Source organism: Nocardia sp. NPDC056564 (genome assembly GCF_042793755.1).
Taxonomy (GTDB): domain Bacteria; phylum Actinomycetota; class Actinomycetes; order Mycobacteriales; family Mycobacteriaceae; genus Nocardia.
Genome location: NZ_JBHTUR010000001.1, coordinates 679,628 through 697,765 on the forward strand (window position 1 = coordinate 679,628; position 18,138 = coordinate 697,765).

The following is an 18,138-nucleotide window of genomic DNA, read 5'->3' on the forward strand; positions in this document are numbered from 1 at the left end:
GGTGATGGCCTGCCGACTTGGCATGAGCTGCTGGCGGCGTTCCGCGGGTGGGATGCCGCGTGTTCGAGTGGACATCCGGTCGCGCAATGTGCGTGCGCGTTGGCCCGACTTCATCGCAAACGGTATGTCGGCTATCGGCGGGAACTGTCCGCCCGACGCCGCGCCGCGTTGATAAACGCCATCGACACGTGGGCTGATGCGCACGTCCACCGTTCAGCATCGATCGATGAGTCCTTCGGTGCCTGCATCGACCGGATGGCCGCCGCGGCGGCGACGGCCGAGAGCACGCTGCGGACCTGCCCACCCAACGAGGAGGCGGTCCATGCTGCCTGGACCTCCCTCGCTGTGCTGGCAACCCAATGGGCCGACATCACCTTCGGGGCCGTGTGCCCCTACCGCCGGACACCAGGGAGCTGCCATGACACCCCCTCTGCCTGAGGCGGAGCTGGTTTTGGCGGCCTGCCGGGGATTGACCACCATCATCGAGAACCCGCTGTTGGAGGCAGCCGGTGAGTTGGCCGAGTTGCATCGGATTCGGGAGTGCACTCCGTGGTCGCAGACGATCGAGGACCAGCGCGCTCGGCTGCGGTACCAGATCGATCTGTGGGTCGAGGTGTCGACACCGATACCGGATCCGGCCGCGCGCATCCATACACAGACAGTCGGGGCGGTCGTCGACCAGCTCGCTCAGCTGACCATGGAGGCCTTCGTCGCGCTGGCGCATGCCCCAAGCCCGGTGTTCTACGACGCACAGATGCGGCTGGGGGAGCTGAGCAAGGGCTACCAGGACCTGATCGACGATCTTGCCGAGGGTAAACGCCGGGTACCGAGCGTCGCGGCCGTCCTCAAGCCTCCCTGACCGTGAGCATCGAAACACTGTGGGGGACAGGCACAACCGGATTCTTCGTCGAACAAAGGAGGCGGGAACGACATGTCCGACTATCTAGGCCGCATACGACAAAGGGACGAGCTGATGACTGACAGAGTCCTGCGCGCGATGCTGCTTGCAGCGGTGATGGTGCTGGCCAGCGAAGTCAAACGCTTGCGCGTGCAGGTGGACAGGCTGTGTGTCCCGAGCGTGTCGAACGCCGACCGAGATCGAAACAGCCACCAGCCTTATACGCCCTCTCTGCATTGGAGCAAGCAATGACCGACGTGAACGAGCAGCCCGCCGAGCAGCGGGGTAGACGGGGATTGCGGGTGCTGGTAGTCCGCCACGGCGAGTCGATAGCCAACGTCGAAGACGTGGTGGCAGGCCAACGCACGTGTCGCGGTCTGAGTCCATGGGGCCATGCCCAGGCTGAGGCCGTGGCCGAGTACCTCGCCGTGGAAGAGGCCGGGGCGATCGCCGCGGTCTACAGCACTCATCTGCAACGAGCGGGGCAGACTGCGGAGCGGATCGCGCGCGAGCACGGGCTCACGGTGCCGCGCAAGCTGCCCGCTCCGTATTACGGCACCGCAGAGGGCCAGTCGTGGATAAAGATTTTGACCAGCCATGATCCGCCGATTGCGCTCACCCCTGACCGGCCGATCGCCCCCGACGCCGAGCCGTGGTCGACATGGGTTGCTCGGGTGGGTGCGAACTTCGAGCGGCTCAGTCAGCGCCACCACGGCGGGCAAACCATCGTGCTGGTGTGTCACCGTGAGTCGATTCTCGGGATCGAGCAGTACCTGTACCGGGCGCCCTACTCGCTGGCGAACGTGACCGCGCCGGCCGCCAATTGCTCCATCACCGAATGGCTGCGACGCCCACTCGGGGCAAAGGCGTGGCGGTGGGAACGGGTGCGCCACAACGACATCGAGCACCTGGCCCCGCTCGACTACAAGCGTGCGGCACCGGCTGGCAGGAGCGGACATGACTGGTAGCGGCAACCTGCGTCAGCGTTGGGACACGGTAGTGACGTCGTTGAGCGCGCTGCCTTTCGGGTTGTGGCACACCGGCGTACTGCTGGGTGCCATGGCCGGATTGTGGCAGCTGCGGTGGTTCGACGACTGGCCTGGCGTCCCGAGCGTAGGCGGAAGTAGCGCTCCACCACGTTCCGCAAGCTCCGGCGTCTTGGTCACCATCGACGGGGCAGGGGGCACCGGCAAGTCGAGCACAGTCGCCGAGACAGCCGCGTACCTGCGTGGGATCGGGGTGGCCGTGCACAGCACGCGTCAGCCGAGTCCGAGCGAGTTGGGTTCACACATCCGCTCCGCGACCGACACCGATCGGGGAATGGCGTTAGCGTGCTTGGTCGCCGGCGACCGGCATCATCAGCAGGCCGCCGAGATCGAGCCGGAATTGGTTGCGGGTCGCGTGGTGCTATGCGACCGGTACCTGCCGTCATCGTTGACGCTCCAGGTGCTCGATGGCGTGCCGTCAGCGACGGTGTGGGCGTTGAACGCCGGTGTGCGGGTGCCCGAAATCGCGGTGGTGCTGCGCGCCGATCCGCCAGTGATCACCGAGCGGGTATGTGTCCGCGGCGCGCACAACCGGTTCGAGCAGGCCGGCGACTTCGCCGCCCGTGAGCTGGAGTTGTTCGATTGCGTCGCCGAGGATCTGCGCATGAGGGGCTGGCCGGTCCATGTGATCGACTGCACGCGGCTCTCGCCGCACGAGACTGCCGTTGCTGTCGCCGAGTTGATCCTTCCGCTGCTCGGCAACGTGCCTGCTGACCCGGAAACCGAAGGGAGACATGCATGATCATGACTGACCATCTTGGCTGGCAGTGGACCGAAGACAGGATCGCTTACCGCGCTGTCGCCAGCGGCGACACCGCCGCGTTGATCACGTTCACCTTTACCGCTGACGGCGACGGCATGTTCCATCCGGGCGGCGGTCGGGGCCGGATTCGCACCGACACTGTCGTTCCGTCCTTCTCGCTGGAGGGCCCGGAGGATCTGCTGGCACCTTTGAAGGCGGCTGGCACGGTGGTTCGCGTCGCCAATCCGTCACTGTGGGATGCGCTCGCGACCGCGATCATGCGGCAGGTTATTCAGGCCGGTCACGCTCGCGACCGGTACACGCGGTTCTGTACCGCCTACGGCGAGCCGGTACCCAGCGCTGAACATGAGGTTACAGCGTGGCTGTTTCCCGACCCCGATCGAATTCTCAGACTGTCCGACAGCGATTTCCGGCACGTCGGGGCAGCGTTCCCAATGCCGGTGTTACGCGAGGCCGCCCGCGCATACCTCGACCACGGCGACGAATGGCACGAGGTGGCCGCAGTCGATCTGGTGTCCCTTTTGCAACGCGTGCCACGGATCGGACCGTGGACCGCCAAGGCCGCCATGGCCGACTACACCAACGATTTCGCGCTCTACCCGTACACCGACCACGCAGTCCAAACCTGGGCGCGGGCGCTGAACCCGGCCCGAGACTGGCCCGAGACAGCTTCCGCGTTCGGGGCCGCGTGGGAACAGGTGGCCGGTGACCATGTGTCCGCGTGGACACTTCTGACACTCGCATGGGGGATCAGCCATGGAAAATCCGCTCGCTCCACGTCATGACCTGATCGTGGGGGCCGACCCGCACCACACTCTCGACATGGTGATGATCAACGCGCCACTGCGCGACTATTCGCTCAGGCCGCGCGTGAACGACTTCACCCTGCCAGTGCTGGGCATGGCGTATATCGCTACCTACGCCGCAGCGCAAGGCTACAACATCGGGGTTCTCGACGCCGAAGCCCTCGGCCTCGGAATTCAGCAGGCGATCGACATCGTCAACGCCGCACGGCCACGCTGGGCGGGCATGAATCTGCTGGCACCGACCTACGAGATCTCGGCGACGATCGCGGCTGGCCTCGCCCCCGATATTCGGCTCATGCTCGGCGGGCATCAGGCCAAGGCGATGCCGACGCAGATCCTCACCGACCCACGGATGAGCCGTTGCGCCGCCCTGGTACTCGGCGAGGCCGAAACGCGCGCGGGCGAGCTGCTCGCCGGCCACCGCGCCCGCGCCCAGCTTCCCGCCGTGATGTGGCTGGACCCGGTGCTGAAAACACCGGTGACCGGCGGCATGCCGGGCATGAACCACCATCTGGCCCCACCGGTTAACGAGCTGCCCTTCGTCGACCGCCGGTACCTGTGCCAGGACCCGCATTTCGAGTCCGCCCGCTGGGAGGCGAACATGGTCGGCGCTCGGGGTTGCCCCTACAACTGCTCGTTCTGCGGTGCCGCGGTGTCAGCGAACCCTGACGTCACAATCCGAACCCGCAAGTCCGACAACATCATCGCCGAGATGTGCGAGCTGCGAGACCGTCAAGGCGTGACGGCGTTCCGCTTCGTCGACGATCTGTTTCTCGGCGCACGGCGCGTGATCGACACGATGATGGGCGGATTCACCGCAGAGCGAGTGGGCGAGTGGGCGCGCTGGGACGCCACCGGCCGCATCAACGTCCTCGATCGTGCCAGCGACGCCACGCTGAACACCCTTGCTGCCAACGGATTACGGGAGGTAGCCCTCGGTGTCGAGTCGGGCAACGAGGCGATGTTGGCCTACATCGACAAGCGGATCAGCCCGGACATGGCGGTGCGGGTGGTCGAACGGCTACTCGACCGCGGCATCAGTGTGAAGGGCTATTTCATCCTGGGATTCCCCGGCGAAACCAAGGAGCAGATGGACGACACTGAGGCCTTGGTAGAGCGCCTGTGGGAGGCGACCAACCACCGGCCAGGCCGATTCCGCGCCAGCGTGTTCGAGTTCCGGCCCTACCCTGGCACCCCAGAGTGGGCACGGCTCATAGCCACCGGGCGATACCGACCCGAGCAGCTGCTGGACTACGCGCCGGTGGATCTGACCGCCGGGGGCGTCGATGAAAGCATGTACGGCCGCGACGAGTTCAACTTCTCCGTCGGACTGCAGCTTTCAGACGCACCGATTAGCTACGTCCGCGACAAGCTGAGCTACCTGTCCCGCACCCAGTACGCCCGCCTTCGGGCCTAAACCGCCACCGGTACCCAGCCGTGTTCGCTGAACGCCACCACATCTCCCTCCAGATAGGCGCGGATGCCGACGGCTGGGTACTCGATCACATCCAGCTCGCCTATCTCATCGAGCCCCACCCAACGAAGGCCGCTGCACTTGTCGGGCTCCCGGTTGTAGGCCTGCCCCTGCCACCGTCGCGCGTGCAGAAACAACCCGAGCCGAGGCTCAGGCCCGGACCCCGCGACATGGGCCACGTGGACCACACGCAGGTCGGCCGGATCGATCACCACCCCGACCTCTTCGTAGGCTTCGCGTGCCGCCGCCGCGGTGACCGGCTCAGCCGCGTCAAGCTTGCCCGAAGGAAGATGCCAGCGCCCCGAAAAGGCATCGCTCCCACCCCGCTGCGTCAACAGCAGCCGATCGCCATCGACGAGCAGGATGTGGACGTCGATCAGATGGCGGTCGGGCATCGGGCAGCTCCCTCGAAGCGTCGGTAGTCGGCCGGAAGACTACGCCATTCAGCCTGCTGATGTTCGCGGGGACGCGGGGGGTTGTCCAAATACGTGGCCGCCATTCTGAGCAGCACCGGCCGGTCCGCTGCGGCCGGGTGGAAACTTCGGCCTATCCCAGCCGGTGATACTCAACCATGAAGCCGGCCGGAAACTCGGGGCGGTTCAGTGGAAACCCGAAGTGACCTGCTGAACATCCCGATGCAGAACCCACCAGGTGAGACCTTCTCCGAGATCGAATCCTTTGAGCAACTGAACAACACCACTCCCGTTCACGAAATGTGTGCCGGAACCAGTATTGGACCGGAAGCGACACAAGCCGGGGCAAAGACTGATGAACTCCCACCAGCCAGTGTTCCTACTGGCGGCAAGAGGCTTGCTAGCACGATTGATCAAAGATGAGCTGATGAGTTTCGACCTTCTAGTTCTAGCCATGAGCGACTCCGCCGATGAGGATGCCGCACAGGCAATGGCCGAACGATGCAGCTCCGGTAAAGATCACGTCGAGGGTTCCCCAGACGATCGGATAGTCCAGTTCTATCAATCGCTGCAGACCCAGTTCCCGGACTACCCGCCTTATCCCGAGGACAGCCCCTGGATGTCGATGCCGCTCGACGTCGGCATAGACCACGTGAGCATGTGCCTGAGCTACTCACCGCGAAGCACACAAGCGATCGAAGCGATACTCGAACTCGCCACCGAGTTCGGTCTGGTCGTCTGGGACCCGCAAATCGAAGAGGCCGTTGTGCTTTGAGACTGGAATCTAGTACCGAGCCATCGGAACGACACTAGGCCGGCGCGTCAGGCGCCTGGATCATGAGCTGGGCTTCGGTGTCATCGAGCCATCGCCGGTACCAGACAGCAAAACCCTGGGTGACTCCACAACCGTCAACTAGCGGCGAAAAGCCACCACCATCAGCTCTGTTGTCGCCCCACATCTGCCCCCTTGCCGGGCCACTGACGACAAGCGCCTCGCGATACGCGCAGCCCAAATGGCACAGATAGATCAGTCCGACCGAATGCTCAGGTGCATCGATGACCTGATAGTAGTTGTCCCAGTACGCTTCCTCCGCCTCCTCGTATGCTTCCGCCGACTCGAAGTCCTCGTCCTCAGGAGGCTCGGGGAGCCCGTCTGCGGGGTTGAACGCCGTGATGTGCGGAAAGGGTTGGGCTAACGTGTCCAGCGCGGTGATTTCCGCTCCGTCACCTTCCCACTGCCATCGGCCGTCCTCATGACGGACAGGAAACAGACCCCAAGCCGGTCCTGCCCCGCCTCGACCGACGGTCAACAGAAACGACCGATACTCCTCAGGCGGCACTACCCCCACCTGGCCTTCCAGCTCACCCAGCTCAGCAGAGCTCAGCGGTTCTTCGAGGAAGAATCGATGTCCGAATCCTGCGGCGCCAAAGACCTCATTCGCACCCGAAGCTACGGCCATGCGAGCAATCCGATCTCTCACATCTGACCAGTCGTGTGTCACGGCTGGCCACGCTATCTCCTCGCTCAGTCACGCCCTTCCCAAGAATGGATGCATGCAGGAATGGGGAACAAACACCTGTTGCAGGGGACCGAGCGACCACATGATCGCCGCCTCTCACCCATCACCGCAACCCCAACAGCGGTGTCAAACTTCGCGACCATAAACACCCGCCCGCAACGAGCGGTGTCGAGATTCGGATCATCCGTTGCCCAGATTCGCGATCGAAGCCAAGCCATGTCAGATTCCAGTACCCCGTCCTCCGTCGGCCTAGCTCGCGGGAGTGAAATGTCAAAACGCGCAAGAACTTGAACGGAATCGTCCAACTACTTTTTCGGGCCCACACAGTAGTTCACGGTTGCGGCGACCCGGTGGGCGATGAAGTGCGCCAAATGTCCGGAGGGCCACAGACAATCCGGCTCATGACCAGGCGATCTTTCGACTGAAACATTCGGAGAAGGCCCGTGGGACTGTCGCATCGATTCCGGCGGGCCACACCAGGATGGCCCGCCCCGACCCGCAAGGGCACCGCGATGACACAGACGACCGACCTCCGCCCCCTGCCGGCACAAGCGCCGGCCCCGCCTCCCCAGGTGGTGGAGCAGTATCCGCACCACCCAGGCCCGGCCCGGCCGTCGCGCCGCGGTGGACCTGGCCCTCGACGATGGCTTTCACTGCGGTGACGATGCTGGCGATGATCCTCACCGCCCAGCAGTTCAAGCTCGATACCGGTCTCCGGGAAGCCGCGGCCGTGCAGATCACGGTGATGCTTTCGGCGGTACTCGTCATCGCACCACCGGCACGGCTGCGTGTTCGCCTGTCCGAGCTGCCCCACCGAGCCCACGCTGCCGTGCGCGGCTTCCGCCACGGCGGAAAGGAAACTCCGCTGGAACCGTCGGCACATTCGGCGAACGGATGACGATCACCGATGACCGCTACTGCTGCTGGCCGGTTTCAGTGGTGTCGATCGCCGTCGGCCGGGCCTGGTAGACAGCGAGCAGGTGACTCCGGCGTTTGCTCACGAGATTCATCCACTTTATCGCTGAACCGATACCAGAGGACCGCCAGGCACGGTCGGTGTATCAACCGATGTTCGTGGTCAGGGGTCGAGCACGCTTCCCGCAGATGGGAGCCCGTCAGCAGGACGCGAAGATGGGCATCGTGCATGAGGACGACCAAACCGAGGCGTATATGGCCGAGGACCGCAAGGACATGACCGAGTCCGCGGGCGTCTTTCTGGACAGCTGGCTAGCCAGCATGGGAAGTGCGCTGCGGCAGTGGCGCTGTTCCTACCTGCCCGCAAACTTTTCTTTCGACTTCACCCTCGACTCCCTGGACGCACTGGAACCGGTCGTGCTCGCGCGTTACCCGGACCAGGCGGCCGTTGGCATGGCGGACAACGTGGAGTTCACCACCGCTACGCTGCGATACATCGGTGAAGTCCTGTTGCGTGTCGCGCCGGCCCGCTGGGGCTATCAGGATCGCGCGCATGACGACCGCAACCCCTACCGCGCCCCGGTCATCCGCCCTAACACTCCGGCGGACTTCGAGAACGGTGTGAGCCCAGAATTCTTTCTGCATCAACTGGTCCGAGAGCGAGAACGGGGCACCCTACGTAAATCCGCCGCCCAGCTGCTGGAAACCCTCGCTCTCTTCCAGGAAGCCGCGTGCATGGACCCACCCGCCCCGCGCGATGCCGTCCCTGGCTGGAGTGAATACTTCACGCTCGAGGAGTACAACAGGTTCGTCGCAGCGGTGGACGCTGCTTTGGGTGCGTTCGGCGCCGACGGCCAGACTATCGACGCCGGCTACGTGAGTTTGGCTGCGGGCGATCCGAATCCTGAGGTGCACGATTTCGATATCTCTGGACTGGCCGAGCAGTGCCGAGCAAGCAATATCGAAGACTGGCCGATTCTCTGCTTCTCCGTGATCGACGGTTATGCCATGGATCAGCCGCAGCGGGACTGGCTCACCGGAGTCTCTTTCGCCCAAGTCGAGGATCGACTGCAACCGTGGCTCTCCGATGAACCCAAGCTGTCGTTGTGTGGACTCGACTATCAGGAGCAACCCTTCTCGATTCGGCTCGAAGATGGCAGATACCTCCACTTCCTGGCCGCCGTTCCGGAGCTCGGGGGAGTTCCAGAAATCACGACGTTCGTCCCCAACTCTGCGGTGCGGGCATGGAACATCCCTGTCGAGAAGCTCGCGCAGTGGGGGCATCGACACCTCTGAATCGCGCCAGCACGCATAGATCGCCGCAGCAGGCAACGCTTCGGTAGGTAACCGGACCGCCGAGTGTTACCGCCGGTTGCTGTGCCCGGACATCCCGGTGCCGCCGGAGTCATCTCCTGCCTTACGGAGGCCCGCAGCACCTCCCGCGCCCATTGGCATCGCGGAAAGACCGCCACCTTTCCACAGCGAGTCACACTGGCCCGGCCAGCACATGGCGCGACGACCCCTGCGGTCGATCTGAATTCGCCCACCACTACAGCTCGCTTCTGACACGACCGGTGACCTGACATGCCCACCAGGGCGATCTCAAAGTTCACCGATACGGCTGCCCCGGATCACTACTGAGCGACCTCCAGATCCACCGATACGTGGTCCCAGATTTTACCCTTACGGCCGGCGTGTCGTGCGCGGTACCCACGACTGGCTATGTACGCGTGGCGTGGATGAAGCCGTCCGTGGGGTTCCCGGTCCCCGCGGACGGACGGTTCAGCGGTCGTACTGGTGTGACTGCTGTTTCTCCGCAGATACTCCACGCTGAACAACATCAGGTCCTGACTCCCGGTCGGCGCGGTGAAGTCGGCCATGAACCTGTCGAAGTCAGCCAGATCTTCCCCACAGCGCGTCACCGCACGAATATAGAAAGACAACGCGACCGGCGCAAAGCGGCCCCCAACCCGTGACGGTTCATCTACCGCACACAACATCCGGTCACACTGCTTCAACCGGTCACGTCCCCAGTTGCTAAGCCGAGCGTTGCTTAGTTCTGTTGTGGCGGTTCATGCTTGACTGCGGGTTGTTCAATCCCACCAGTTGAATACTGTTTCGCCGACGGTTTCGGGTTTCCAGTAGCGGATCTGTGCGAGTTCCGCTTCGCCCAGTTCCGAGAGGTCGCACTCGGCCAGCGGCGTTGCCAACTCGGTGGGCGTCAGCACGCGGAACTGGGAGATGCAGCTGATCACCTCGGTGAGCTGAGGGTCGCAGACGAAGACCGGGACGACCTCATCGGGTCCGATCGGTTCGGCCACCGCCACCAACGGCAAAGACAGGTTGCACAGGACAGCCCGTCCGTGATCCCGGTACGCGATCGACACCGCGACGAAGCTGCGGGTCCAGCCGGCGGGTACGGTGCAGGTGACCCACCCGCTGGTCAGCCGGGCGGCCGTGTGGCAGACGCTGCGGAACTCGCGTTGATCGATTTCCGGCAGGACGGCTTGTCCGGCCATCCAGAAACCGGTGACGCCGTAGGGCAGGCGCATAGCCGCCATTGTGCTAGGTCTCCGGAACTGGTTGCGGCGGTTCCTGGTTGGAAGTAGGCGAGGTCGGGAGCACGGAAGAAGTCGGCGACCAGGGCGGGAAGTCTCTGTAGGCGGCGCAGTGCGGAACTGACCTTGGTCTCAAGATCGACGGCGTTGTCGTGGGGTTCGACACAGCTGTATCGAACCAGGTGACGCCAGCCAAACACAGCCGACAATTCTCACTGCTGGTAAGGGCAGCAACACGTCCAGTTGCCGTCTGCCCAACCATCAATACCACGCCTCAGGACTCCGTCCACACAGCACAACACAGCCAGGACCACAATCCTGCAAGCGGTGTCAAAATTCGCAACCACAAACATCCGCCACCAACCGGTGGTGTCAAGATTCGCGATCAGCTGCTGCCCAGATTGGCGATCAAAACCATGTGGTCAAGGGTGACAACGAGGCTTTCGCAACGGCGGTGCCGGTGTCTACGACCAGACCGCCAGGAGTGCCGCGTACGCGGGTATGAACCGGCGAGAAGAGTTAGCTCGACTGTTCGACGGGCGTAGGCGGAGATGCTGAGGCCCGATTTTCGGATCGGGCCTCAGCTATGTCTGAACCTCTATGAGGGTGTTGTCGCTATCGAGGTAAGGCGTTTTCGGTCTACATAACCGGTCGCGGGCTGTCGAGCAAATCGTTGCGCGTTAGACAACCCCAGATCAGCTGAGCATGCTAAAGACCCATGCCATCCTCAGGCTGGTGCGTAAACGGTGCCCCGGCGGTATCGAGCGCATTGTCTTCTTGAGTGGTGGCTTGCTGTGGTTGTTCGTCGGGTCGCCGGTCGGTGCGGCGCTGTTGTTCGGTGCGGAGTCGCGCGATCTGGTCCCGGTAGTCATCGACCTGGTCCTGTCGGTCGGCGTTCGAGTCGGGAGCCGGGACGGGGCGTTGCTCAGTGCGTTCTGGGGGTGGGCTGGCCAGCACTCGGTCCCAGTGGTCGGGTGTGCCGGCGTAGAGGGTGGCCTCTCGTTGTGCGGTGCGGGCGGTGGTGCGCGCCGTTTCTCGCGTTCGGATGGCGTTAGCCTGCTGGGTCAGCAGGGCCTCGACGTGGGCTTGTAGGTCGCGGCGTGCGCTGCGGCGGTATCCAGGGACGGCGTCCAAACGTGCCCGGGCATTGTCGATTTCGGTGTTGAGGGCGTGCAGGTCGCGCACAGCTTGTTCGAGTGCTTTCTCGGCTGTGCGGGCGGTGCGGATCGCTTCCTGCGCGGTGTGGTGGCGGTGAAGCATGTCCGCGGACTCGGTGTCGACGTCGTGCGATTCTGGGGCAGGGCCGTAAAGCGCGGCGTCGTCATCGACGAGAGATATACGGAATTCGAGGTCGGCGATCTGACGCTGAATCTGGGTGTCGTCGAGCAAGGCAAGCGGGTTCTGCTCTACCGGGTCGGGGGAGGTGTCGGGTTGTGTGGGCTCGGGTGGGAGGTGGTTTTCGGCCCAGGAGCTGATGGCGAGGCGTTCGGCGAGGGTGCGGGCGGCGTGCCAATCGCGGCGTAATAGACCTCGCAGCTTTTCGGGTGGGTGGGTGGCGGCGAGGTGGTGGCAGCGTGCGTGGATGTGGCCTTTGGGGTGGTGGTCGGGGATCGGTGCCGCGTTGTTGTCGCGGCATTCTCCGCAGAGGCCGTCGTCGCTTCGGCGGGGAGGTTTGGGGAGGGTGTCGTTGACGGCGCGCTCGATCCCGCAGGTCACGCACGGCAGTGCTCGGGTGGCGCGGAGGGCGAACCGGTCGTAGTCCGGGTCGCCTTCGGGATAGTGGGGTTGGTGGGGGAGAAGATCTCGATGTTCCTTGGCGACGTAGTAGTGATGGACGACGCCGCGGGGTATCGGCCATTGTTGCTGGTCTTTACCGTGGCCGGGGTCGTCGTCGACGTCGCCGCGGGTGTTGAGGTAGTCCTGGTGTTGGTGGGCGGCAACGACTTCGGCGTCGGAGGCGAGCGGCCGGGTCCGGGTCGGGTCGGTGTGGCCGTCATGGTCGTGGGCGGGGACGTCGCGGTGGTCGCGCGGTGCCCGGTGTGTGGGGTGCAGGACCGTTGGCCGGTACGTGTGGGGGTCGTGGGCGGGGGTGCAGGCGTTGATGAGGTCGCGGTGTTCGGGGTATCGGCTTGCCGCCCACTGCAAGCGGGCTACGGCGTTGGTGAACGGATACCGGTGCAGGATGGTGGCGATGCGTTCGATGATGTCGCGTTGTTCGTCGGTCAGCTCGCGGGTGAACGCGGCGAAGGCGTGGCGGGCCGCTCGCGTGTTGCCGGATCCGAGCAGCGCCGCGACGCCGGCGATCTGGTCTGACATCGCCGCTGGCGTATCGGCGGCTGGCGAAGGCATCGGTGGCCCGCCGGGTGGGTGTTCGGTGGTGTGGTCGGGGTGCGCCGGGGTTGGTGTTGGGTCGGGTGGGTTGTCGTGTGGGTTCATGGTCGAGTCCGCGATGTTGGTGGGTTGGGGGTCGGGGTGGTCGTGGCGGAGGGCGTCGATACGCCAGGCCAGGGCGAGGGCGAGTTGGTCGGGGCGTAGTGCGGGTGCGTCCTCGGGTTGGGCGCTGAGGATGAGTTCGTAGGCGGTGCTGAGCAGGTCCTGGGGTGTCCAGTCGTGGCAGAGGGTGCGGTCGATCGCGGCGACGAGGCGCGGCCAGGCTGGGTCGGCGATGACCTGTTCGGCGGTGGGTTGGCCGAGGACGGTGTGCAGGTCGGGGATCCAGTCCGGGCGCAGGGTGTGACCGGTGGGGGTGTCGAGGGCGGAGGGTTCGAGGTCCAGGCGTGACCAGAGCGCGGCGGCGGGCATCTCGTCGGGTAGCGGCCGGGTGGGTGCGGCGGTGGCGAGGCGGGTGGCGATGTCGATGCCTGCGCGGGAGGCGACTTCGATTTTGTCGGCGATGATCGGCCACCACGGGTCGGCCACGATGCGCGCCTCGATGCGTTCGGCGGCCGGTGCCCATCTGTTGGCTGGGTTGTGCTGGTCGCCGAGTGCTGTGGTCACGCGGGTGTCGAGCAGTCTCTGGTGTTCGCGTTCGAGGACGCTGTAGCGGGGGCGCCCGGTCGGGCGCATGTCGCGGTCATCGACGTTGAGCGAGGCGCGCCAGATCGCGAGTTCTTCGACCAACGAGGGAGCCACAGCGATGAGCGGTCGCGCCCACCGCTGTGCGGTCGCGGGTGTCCAGGTGCGGGCGTCGGTGCGGATCTGGTGGGCGAGGTCGGTGACGATCTGCGCGCGAGCGACGAGCTGGGTGCTGTCGTGGTCGCGCCGAAGTCCGTCGGGTATCCCGGCAGCCCATGGCAACGGTCCGGGGCCGGCGGAGTGCTTGCCGGTGGCATCCAGGCGCCAGTCCAGCACGGCGGCAACGTCATCGGCGGTGTCGAGTTCGCGGGCGTTGGCGGCGTCACGCAGTGCGGTGATCGGGTCGCGGCCCGACAGCGCGATGGTGGCCAGGTGCTGGCGCAGGACCGGGTAGGCGGGGCAGTCGGTGAGGTGGGCGACGACGGTGTCGGCGGCGGCGTCGAGACGTTCGAGAGCGTCGGGGCCGAGGGTGTTTTCGGCGGAGAGGCCGATCGCGTCGAGGTAGATATCGAGTGCGCGCGCGAGGCGTTGATACGGATCCAGTGCGTCGCGCAGCATGGTGTGCGCCGATTTCTGGACGCCGTCGCGGCCGAGGACGCGGCACAGGATCTCCACCGCGGTGCGCGGATAGACCGCCGGTTCGGACCAGAACGAGCCTTCCGACCCGTCCAACGCGGTCGGCACATACACGTGATTGGCATAGATTCCGCGGGTGAGCGCGACGTAGAGCTGTGGAAGCGACTCGGCGCCGGTGAGCGCGACATGACAGGTGTCGGCGGTGATTCCCTGTGCGGAATCGATCGTTGTCGCGTAGCCGAGGCGCACATGTTCGCCGACATAGTCCGCCGGAAGCCACACACTCTCGCCGATTTCGGCACCGGATCGTTGATGGACGGCGGTGAGACTTCCGTCCTCGTGCACGGCGGTGACGGTCCAGGCATAGCCGTTGCGCACCCAATCGCGTGCCCCTAGACGCAGGCGTGGATTGTTGCGGCGCGTGCGGATCGTGTCCCCGACCGAGGCCAGGTTGTCATCGATCAGAAGGACGCACGCACCGGGCTCGGTGCCGCCGCGGGCGAGGCGCTCTGCGCGCGCTCGTGCGTTGAGTTCGCTGACCACAGTGTGGTTGGCGGCGAGCATAATGGTGTCGCGGCCGGTGAGATGATCGGCGCTCCAGGCGGTGAACGCGTCGTCATGGGTGGCGCCGTGGTGGCCGGCGTGGACGCGGCCGTTGTCCAGATACCAGCCCAGCGCGGTCGGATCACCCTCGCGCAGCTGCAAACTCGCCGTGGCTTCGGCGGTCAAATGGAAACGGACGACGTGGGTCAGGGTGAGCGCGGGGTCGGGTGCGGCGGCGTCCATGTCGGCGTCGACACCGCCGGCTTCGATCGCCGAGAGCTGGCGTGGGTCGCCGAGGCAGCGGATCGTGGCGCCGCGACCGGCCAGAAACTCGAGCAGGCGAAGACGTTTGCGGTTGCCGATTTTGACGTGCTCGTCCACGATCACCAACGTCTCGGCGCCGATATCGAGGATCCATTGCGGCAACGGCGGCGGAAATTCGCGATCGAGCGCGGCGTTGTCGAGCCCGGGTGTGTGGTTGGCCAGGACGTCGAGGACCTTGTCGACGGTCTCCACGCGCACGTGGATCGACTCACCGAGCACCGCTGCCGCCGCGGCGGTCGGGGCAAGTCCGATGACCTGCCCGCCGTCGCGCTGCCAGGCATCGGCCAGCACCGCCATCGCGGTGGTTTTGCCTGATCCGGCGGGCGCGTTGGTCGTGCGGACCCGCAACGGTGATCGGGCGAACCCCTCGATCACGCTGATCTGCCCGGTATTGAGCGCGCGCTCAGGGTTGGCCGTGTTGTAGTCGCGCACCGCAGCCTCGACGATGTCGGGCCGAAGCTGGCGTGCGCCGGGCTGAGTCGCCATCTCGATCAGCCGCGCCTCGACCCTCAACGTGTCCGCGCAGGTGTAGCGCTGCGACAACGCCGAGCAGTAGACACTGGCGCCATCGCGACGCCGCAACACTGTCGGGACCGTACGGAGTTCGGGGTGATCGGTCAGGTCCGGATCGTCCAAAGCGACGGCAAGCGCCGGAGAAATGGTCTCGGCCAAGACCGCCTCGGCGACGCGTTCCCACTCCTCGCCGGCTACCTGCCCGCGGAGTTGGCGTTCGATCTCCGCCCGCAGATTCGCCACCTGCCAGGTCGCGCGATGCTCGGACACCACCTCGACCACCCGTTGGGCGGTGTGGGTGATCCACTGGTCGGTGATCCTCGGACGGGGAATCCGGATCGGATTCAACGCCGCGCTCACCATGCGCGCCAACGCGTCCCGGCCACCGAGCAGCTGGCCAGCTTCGGTCCGCCAGGTGCGGCGTTGCTCGGCGAGCGAGCGAAACAGGTGCTTGGCCGGGCGGGTTTGCAGCGTGGCGGTCTCGGCCAGGTCGAACATTTCCGTCGGCGTCGGCTCCCGCCCGTGACGGGTTTGGAACCGCGCGGCCAGCTGCCCGAGCCGGGTGGTGATCGCGGTATCGCGTCGCGACCACGCGCTGATCAACTCCGCGGGGATACCGACGATCTCTCGGATCGGGCGCTTGGCAGGGTCCTGGCCGGCACGTTCGGCGAACTCCACTCCGACCATTTGCTCGAGATGATGCTCGAGGCGAGTGTTGTAGATCTCCGAAACCGTCACCAGTACCGCGTAGATCGTGGCGCCGTCGAGGGTGCGCCACTTGCCCTCGAGCGTGCGCACCCGATTGGCGATCACCGCGTGAGTGTGCAGGTCCGGATCCCCCGCGCGACTATCCCGATGCGTGAAAACCGCGGCCACCACGCCTTCGACATCGACCTGCCGGACACCGTTGCGGCCGAGCCTGGTGAAGATCCCGTGCCGCTCCAGCCACCGCAACGCATCCCCGACCGCGGCGTGGTGGGCGGCCTCGATCTTCTCCGATACCGCCCGCGGTGCCACTGCCCACAACGCCGATACCGACTTCACCGGCGAGAAAGTGATGTCGAAACCCGCGACCGCGGTGGTGTTCGGACGCGAGTTCCGCGCCACCCACCCCGACAATTCCCGCGCATCAACCGGCGGCCGACCGTACTCCTCGACGAACATTTCGAACGCGATATGTGTTCGAATCCGCGCGCGATCCGACTCGGAAATAGCGTCATCGGGATGACATCCGTGCGCTTTATTGTGCTCGGTGAACGCACGGGCACACTGCTTTCTGTACTCGGAAACATCGGCATAAACCCGGAAAGGGCTACCTAAACGACTCGCCTGCCGGGCCGCGCGGAGGGCATCTTTGTGCTTGGCACCGAGGCGGATCTGCTCGCTGTAGACACGGTCCTCGATCGCGTCGGCGTTCGGATGAAGGCCCAGTCCGAACAGGGATTTCATCTGATCTTCGGTGACTTCGTCGCTCGTGTCGAGCCCTAACGCCGCCAGACCGGAGCCGTGCCAGCGACCCGGAGCTTCCCCGTGCGCGGAGTAGTAGTCAGCGAGGCTGGAACGGCCACGAGAGGAGACATCGTTCGCGGCGACATTACGGACGTAATATTGATACCCATTGCCTGCCACGACTTTATGAATTGTCGCGGTCATACCTCCAGCAAGCACCTGCTATTCGAATTAGTCCAGGCGTCGGACCCATCTCGATAGTGTCAAATCCATCAAACTCCCTGGTCGTTATCAAATCGTTATCCTAGATGCAAGAGGTCTGCTTGAGAAAATGGGGAGAGGTGAGAGGTGGGTGAGGTGAGAGCAGCGGAGAGGGTGATGGAGATGGGGACTGAGCAGTGAGGAAGAGGTCGATGGTGGGGTGGGGCTGAGGAGGGTAGTGCGGGGTGGAAGAGCTGAGACTGAGGTAGAGCGTCAGTCCCAGCTCAGCTCAGCTCAGCTCGGAGTCGGATCCGGATCGGGTCATACGCGGGTGCGGATACGGTCCCAGCCGAAGTGCTGGCAGGCGTAGGCGCGGCGTCCGATGACGACGACGTCGCCGATCTTGAGTGATCGGAGGCCGTGGGCGGCCCAGTGGTGATCGAGATGGTCGTAGCCGGGGGCGGGGCAGTCGTTGATGGCGAGGAAGACGCTGTCGAGGATGGCCTGGTCGGTGGTGGCGGGGGCGAGGGCAGGTAAGCGGTGTCGGTACACGAGGGTGAGGGGATCGCCGGGGTGGTATCCGCGTTCGATCGCGCTGCGGTCCTGGTTGAGGTGGACGCTGATGCGTGGGCAGTGTGTTGCTCGGAGCGGGGGCGTGATGCGAGCGATGATGCGGGTGAGTTTGGACCGGGACATGCGGTGCTTCTGAGTGGGGAGGAGGGGTTGGTGGCCGGTCCGCCGCGGGATGTTGTCACCACGGCGGACCGGGATCGGGGTTGTACGTCGAAGTCCAGTCGGGGCTGGTTTGTCGGCGCTCGGCGATCAGAAACGTCGAGAGACCGGGTTGCTACGAGCGTTGATCCAGATCGAACGGGCGCGGTCGGGGACAGCAGTGCGGGCAATGGGATTGACAGTGGGTCGGCACGACGGCGAACCAGAGGACGAGGACGATCCACGCCCAGTTTTCGGACACGAAGTGGTTCATTCCGTGGTCTCCCATGAGTGCTGGACTTCGGGGAGCTGGGCAGCGAGAGGTGCCCGGTCCGCCGTGGCGTGACGCGGCC

14 protein-coding genes are annotated in these 18,138 nt (G+C 65.0%); 9 read left to right on the forward strand and 5 right to left on the reverse strand.

Annotated features, from left to right (window positions below):
• Positions 1-418: 418 nt before the first annotated feature.
• The 6 genes from ACFQ9K_RS02980 (at position 419) to ACFQ9K_RS03005 (ending at position 4,930) form a co-directional block, all read left to right on the forward strand.
• On the forward strand, positions 419-859 hold the full coding sequence (locus ACFQ9K_RS02980) for a hypothetical protein (RefSeq protein ID WP_378713570.1): 441 nt from the start codon (positions 419-421) through the stop codon (positions 857-859).
• A gap of 72 nt (positions 860-931) precedes the next feature.
• On the forward strand, positions 932-1,150 hold the full coding sequence (locus ACFQ9K_RS02985) for a hypothetical protein (protein ID WP_378713572.1): 219 nt from the start codon (positions 932-934) through the stop codon (positions 1,148-1,150).
• Positions 1,147-1,866, forward strand: a complete 720-nt coding sequence (locus ACFQ9K_RS02990) for a histidine phosphatase family protein (protein WP_378713574.1) — start codon at positions 1,147-1,149, stop codon at positions 1,864-1,866. Before ACFQ9K_RS02985 ends, ACFQ9K_RS02990 begins: the two co-directional genes overlap by 4 nt.
• The gene (locus ACFQ9K_RS02995; RefSeq protein WP_378713576.1) at positions 1,829-2,686 is read left to right on the forward strand and encodes a dTMP kinase; all 858 of its coding nucleotides are present in this window, start codon (positions 1,829-1,831) and stop codon (positions 2,684-2,686) included. Before ACFQ9K_RS02990 ends, ACFQ9K_RS02995 begins: the two co-directional genes overlap by 38 nt.
• Positions 2,683-3,492 (forward strand): hypothetical protein, encoded by an 810-nt coding sequence (locus ACFQ9K_RS03000; RefSeq protein ID WP_378713577.1) that lies wholly within the window; start codon positions 2,683-2,685, stop codon positions 3,490-3,492. The genes ACFQ9K_RS02995 and ACFQ9K_RS03000 overlap by 4 nt, the downstream gene beginning before the upstream one ends.
• Positions 3,464-4,930 carry a B12-binding domain-containing radical SAM protein gene (locus ACFQ9K_RS03005; RefSeq protein ID WP_378713579.1) on the forward strand — a complete coding sequence of 489 codons (1,467 nt, stop codon included), beginning with the start codon at positions 3,464-3,466 and terminating at the stop codon, positions 4,928-4,930. Before ACFQ9K_RS03000 ends, ACFQ9K_RS03005 begins: the two co-directional genes overlap by 29 nt.
• On the opposite strand, the gene ACFQ9K_RS03010 is transcribed toward ACFQ9K_RS03005, so the two are convergent.
• Positions 4,927-5,382 (reverse strand): NUDIX domain-containing protein, encoded by a 456-nt coding sequence (locus ACFQ9K_RS03010; RefSeq protein ID WP_378713580.1) that lies wholly within the window; start codon positions 5,380-5,382, stop codon positions 4,927-4,929. The two genes, ACFQ9K_RS03005 and ACFQ9K_RS03010, sit on opposite strands and share 4 nt — an antisense overlap.
• Before the next feature lie 472 nt (positions 5,383-5,854).
• Here ACFQ9K_RS03010 and ACFQ9K_RS03015 point away from each other — a divergent pair, with 472 nt between their 5' ends.
• Entirely contained in the window at positions 5,855-6,175 is a 321-nt protein-coding gene (locus ACFQ9K_RS03015; RefSeq protein ID WP_378713582.1) for a hypothetical protein, read from the forward strand.
• A gap of 34 nt (positions 6,176-6,209) precedes the next feature.
• Here the strand turns inward: ACFQ9K_RS03015 and ACFQ9K_RS03020 are convergent, their stop codons facing one another.
• Positions 6,210-6,860 carry an SMI1/KNR4 family protein gene (locus ACFQ9K_RS03020; RefSeq protein WP_378713585.1) on the reverse strand — a complete coding sequence of 217 codons (651 nt, stop codon included), beginning with the start codon at positions 6,858-6,860 and terminating at the stop codon, positions 6,210-6,212.
• Positions 6,861-7,563: 703 nt separating this feature from the next.
• Here ACFQ9K_RS03020 and ACFQ9K_RS03025 point away from each other — a divergent pair.
• On the forward strand, positions 7,564-7,818 hold the full coding sequence (locus ACFQ9K_RS03025; RefSeq protein ID WP_378713587.1) for a hypothetical protein: 255 nt from the start codon (positions 7,564-7,566) through the stop codon (positions 7,816-7,818).
• A gap of 233 nt (positions 7,819-8,051) precedes the next feature.
• Complete coding sequence (locus ACFQ9K_RS03030) at positions 8,052-9,131, forward strand: hypothetical protein (RefSeq protein ID WP_378713589.1); 1,080 nt, start codon at positions 8,052-8,054, stop codon at positions 9,129-9,131.
• Positions 9,132-9,928: 797 nt separating this feature from the next.
• Here ACFQ9K_RS03030 and ACFQ9K_RS03035 read toward each other — a convergent pair.
• The 3 genes from ACFQ9K_RS03035 to ACFQ9K_RS03045 all read right to left on the reverse strand — a co-directional run bounded on the left by ACFQ9K_RS03035 (position 9,929) and on the right by ACFQ9K_RS03045 (position 17,770).
• Positions 9,929-10,387, reverse strand: a complete 459-nt coding sequence (locus ACFQ9K_RS03035; protein ID WP_378713591.1) for a hypothetical protein — start codon at positions 10,385-10,387, stop codon at positions 9,929-9,931.
• Positions 10,388-11,101: 714 nt separating this feature from the next.
• Positions 11,102-17,077 (reverse strand): MobF family relaxase, encoded by a 5,976-nt coding sequence (gene mobF, locus ACFQ9K_RS03040; protein ID WP_378713592.1) that lies wholly within the window; start codon positions 17,075-17,077, stop codon positions 11,102-11,104.
• Positions 17,078-17,395: 318 nt separating this feature from the next.
• A complete protein-coding gene (locus ACFQ9K_RS03045) occupies positions 17,396-17,770 on the reverse strand; it encodes a hypothetical protein (RefSeq protein ID WP_378713593.1) in 375 nt (124 codons plus the stop codon).
• Between the last annotated feature and the right edge of the window lie 368 nt (positions 17,771-18,138).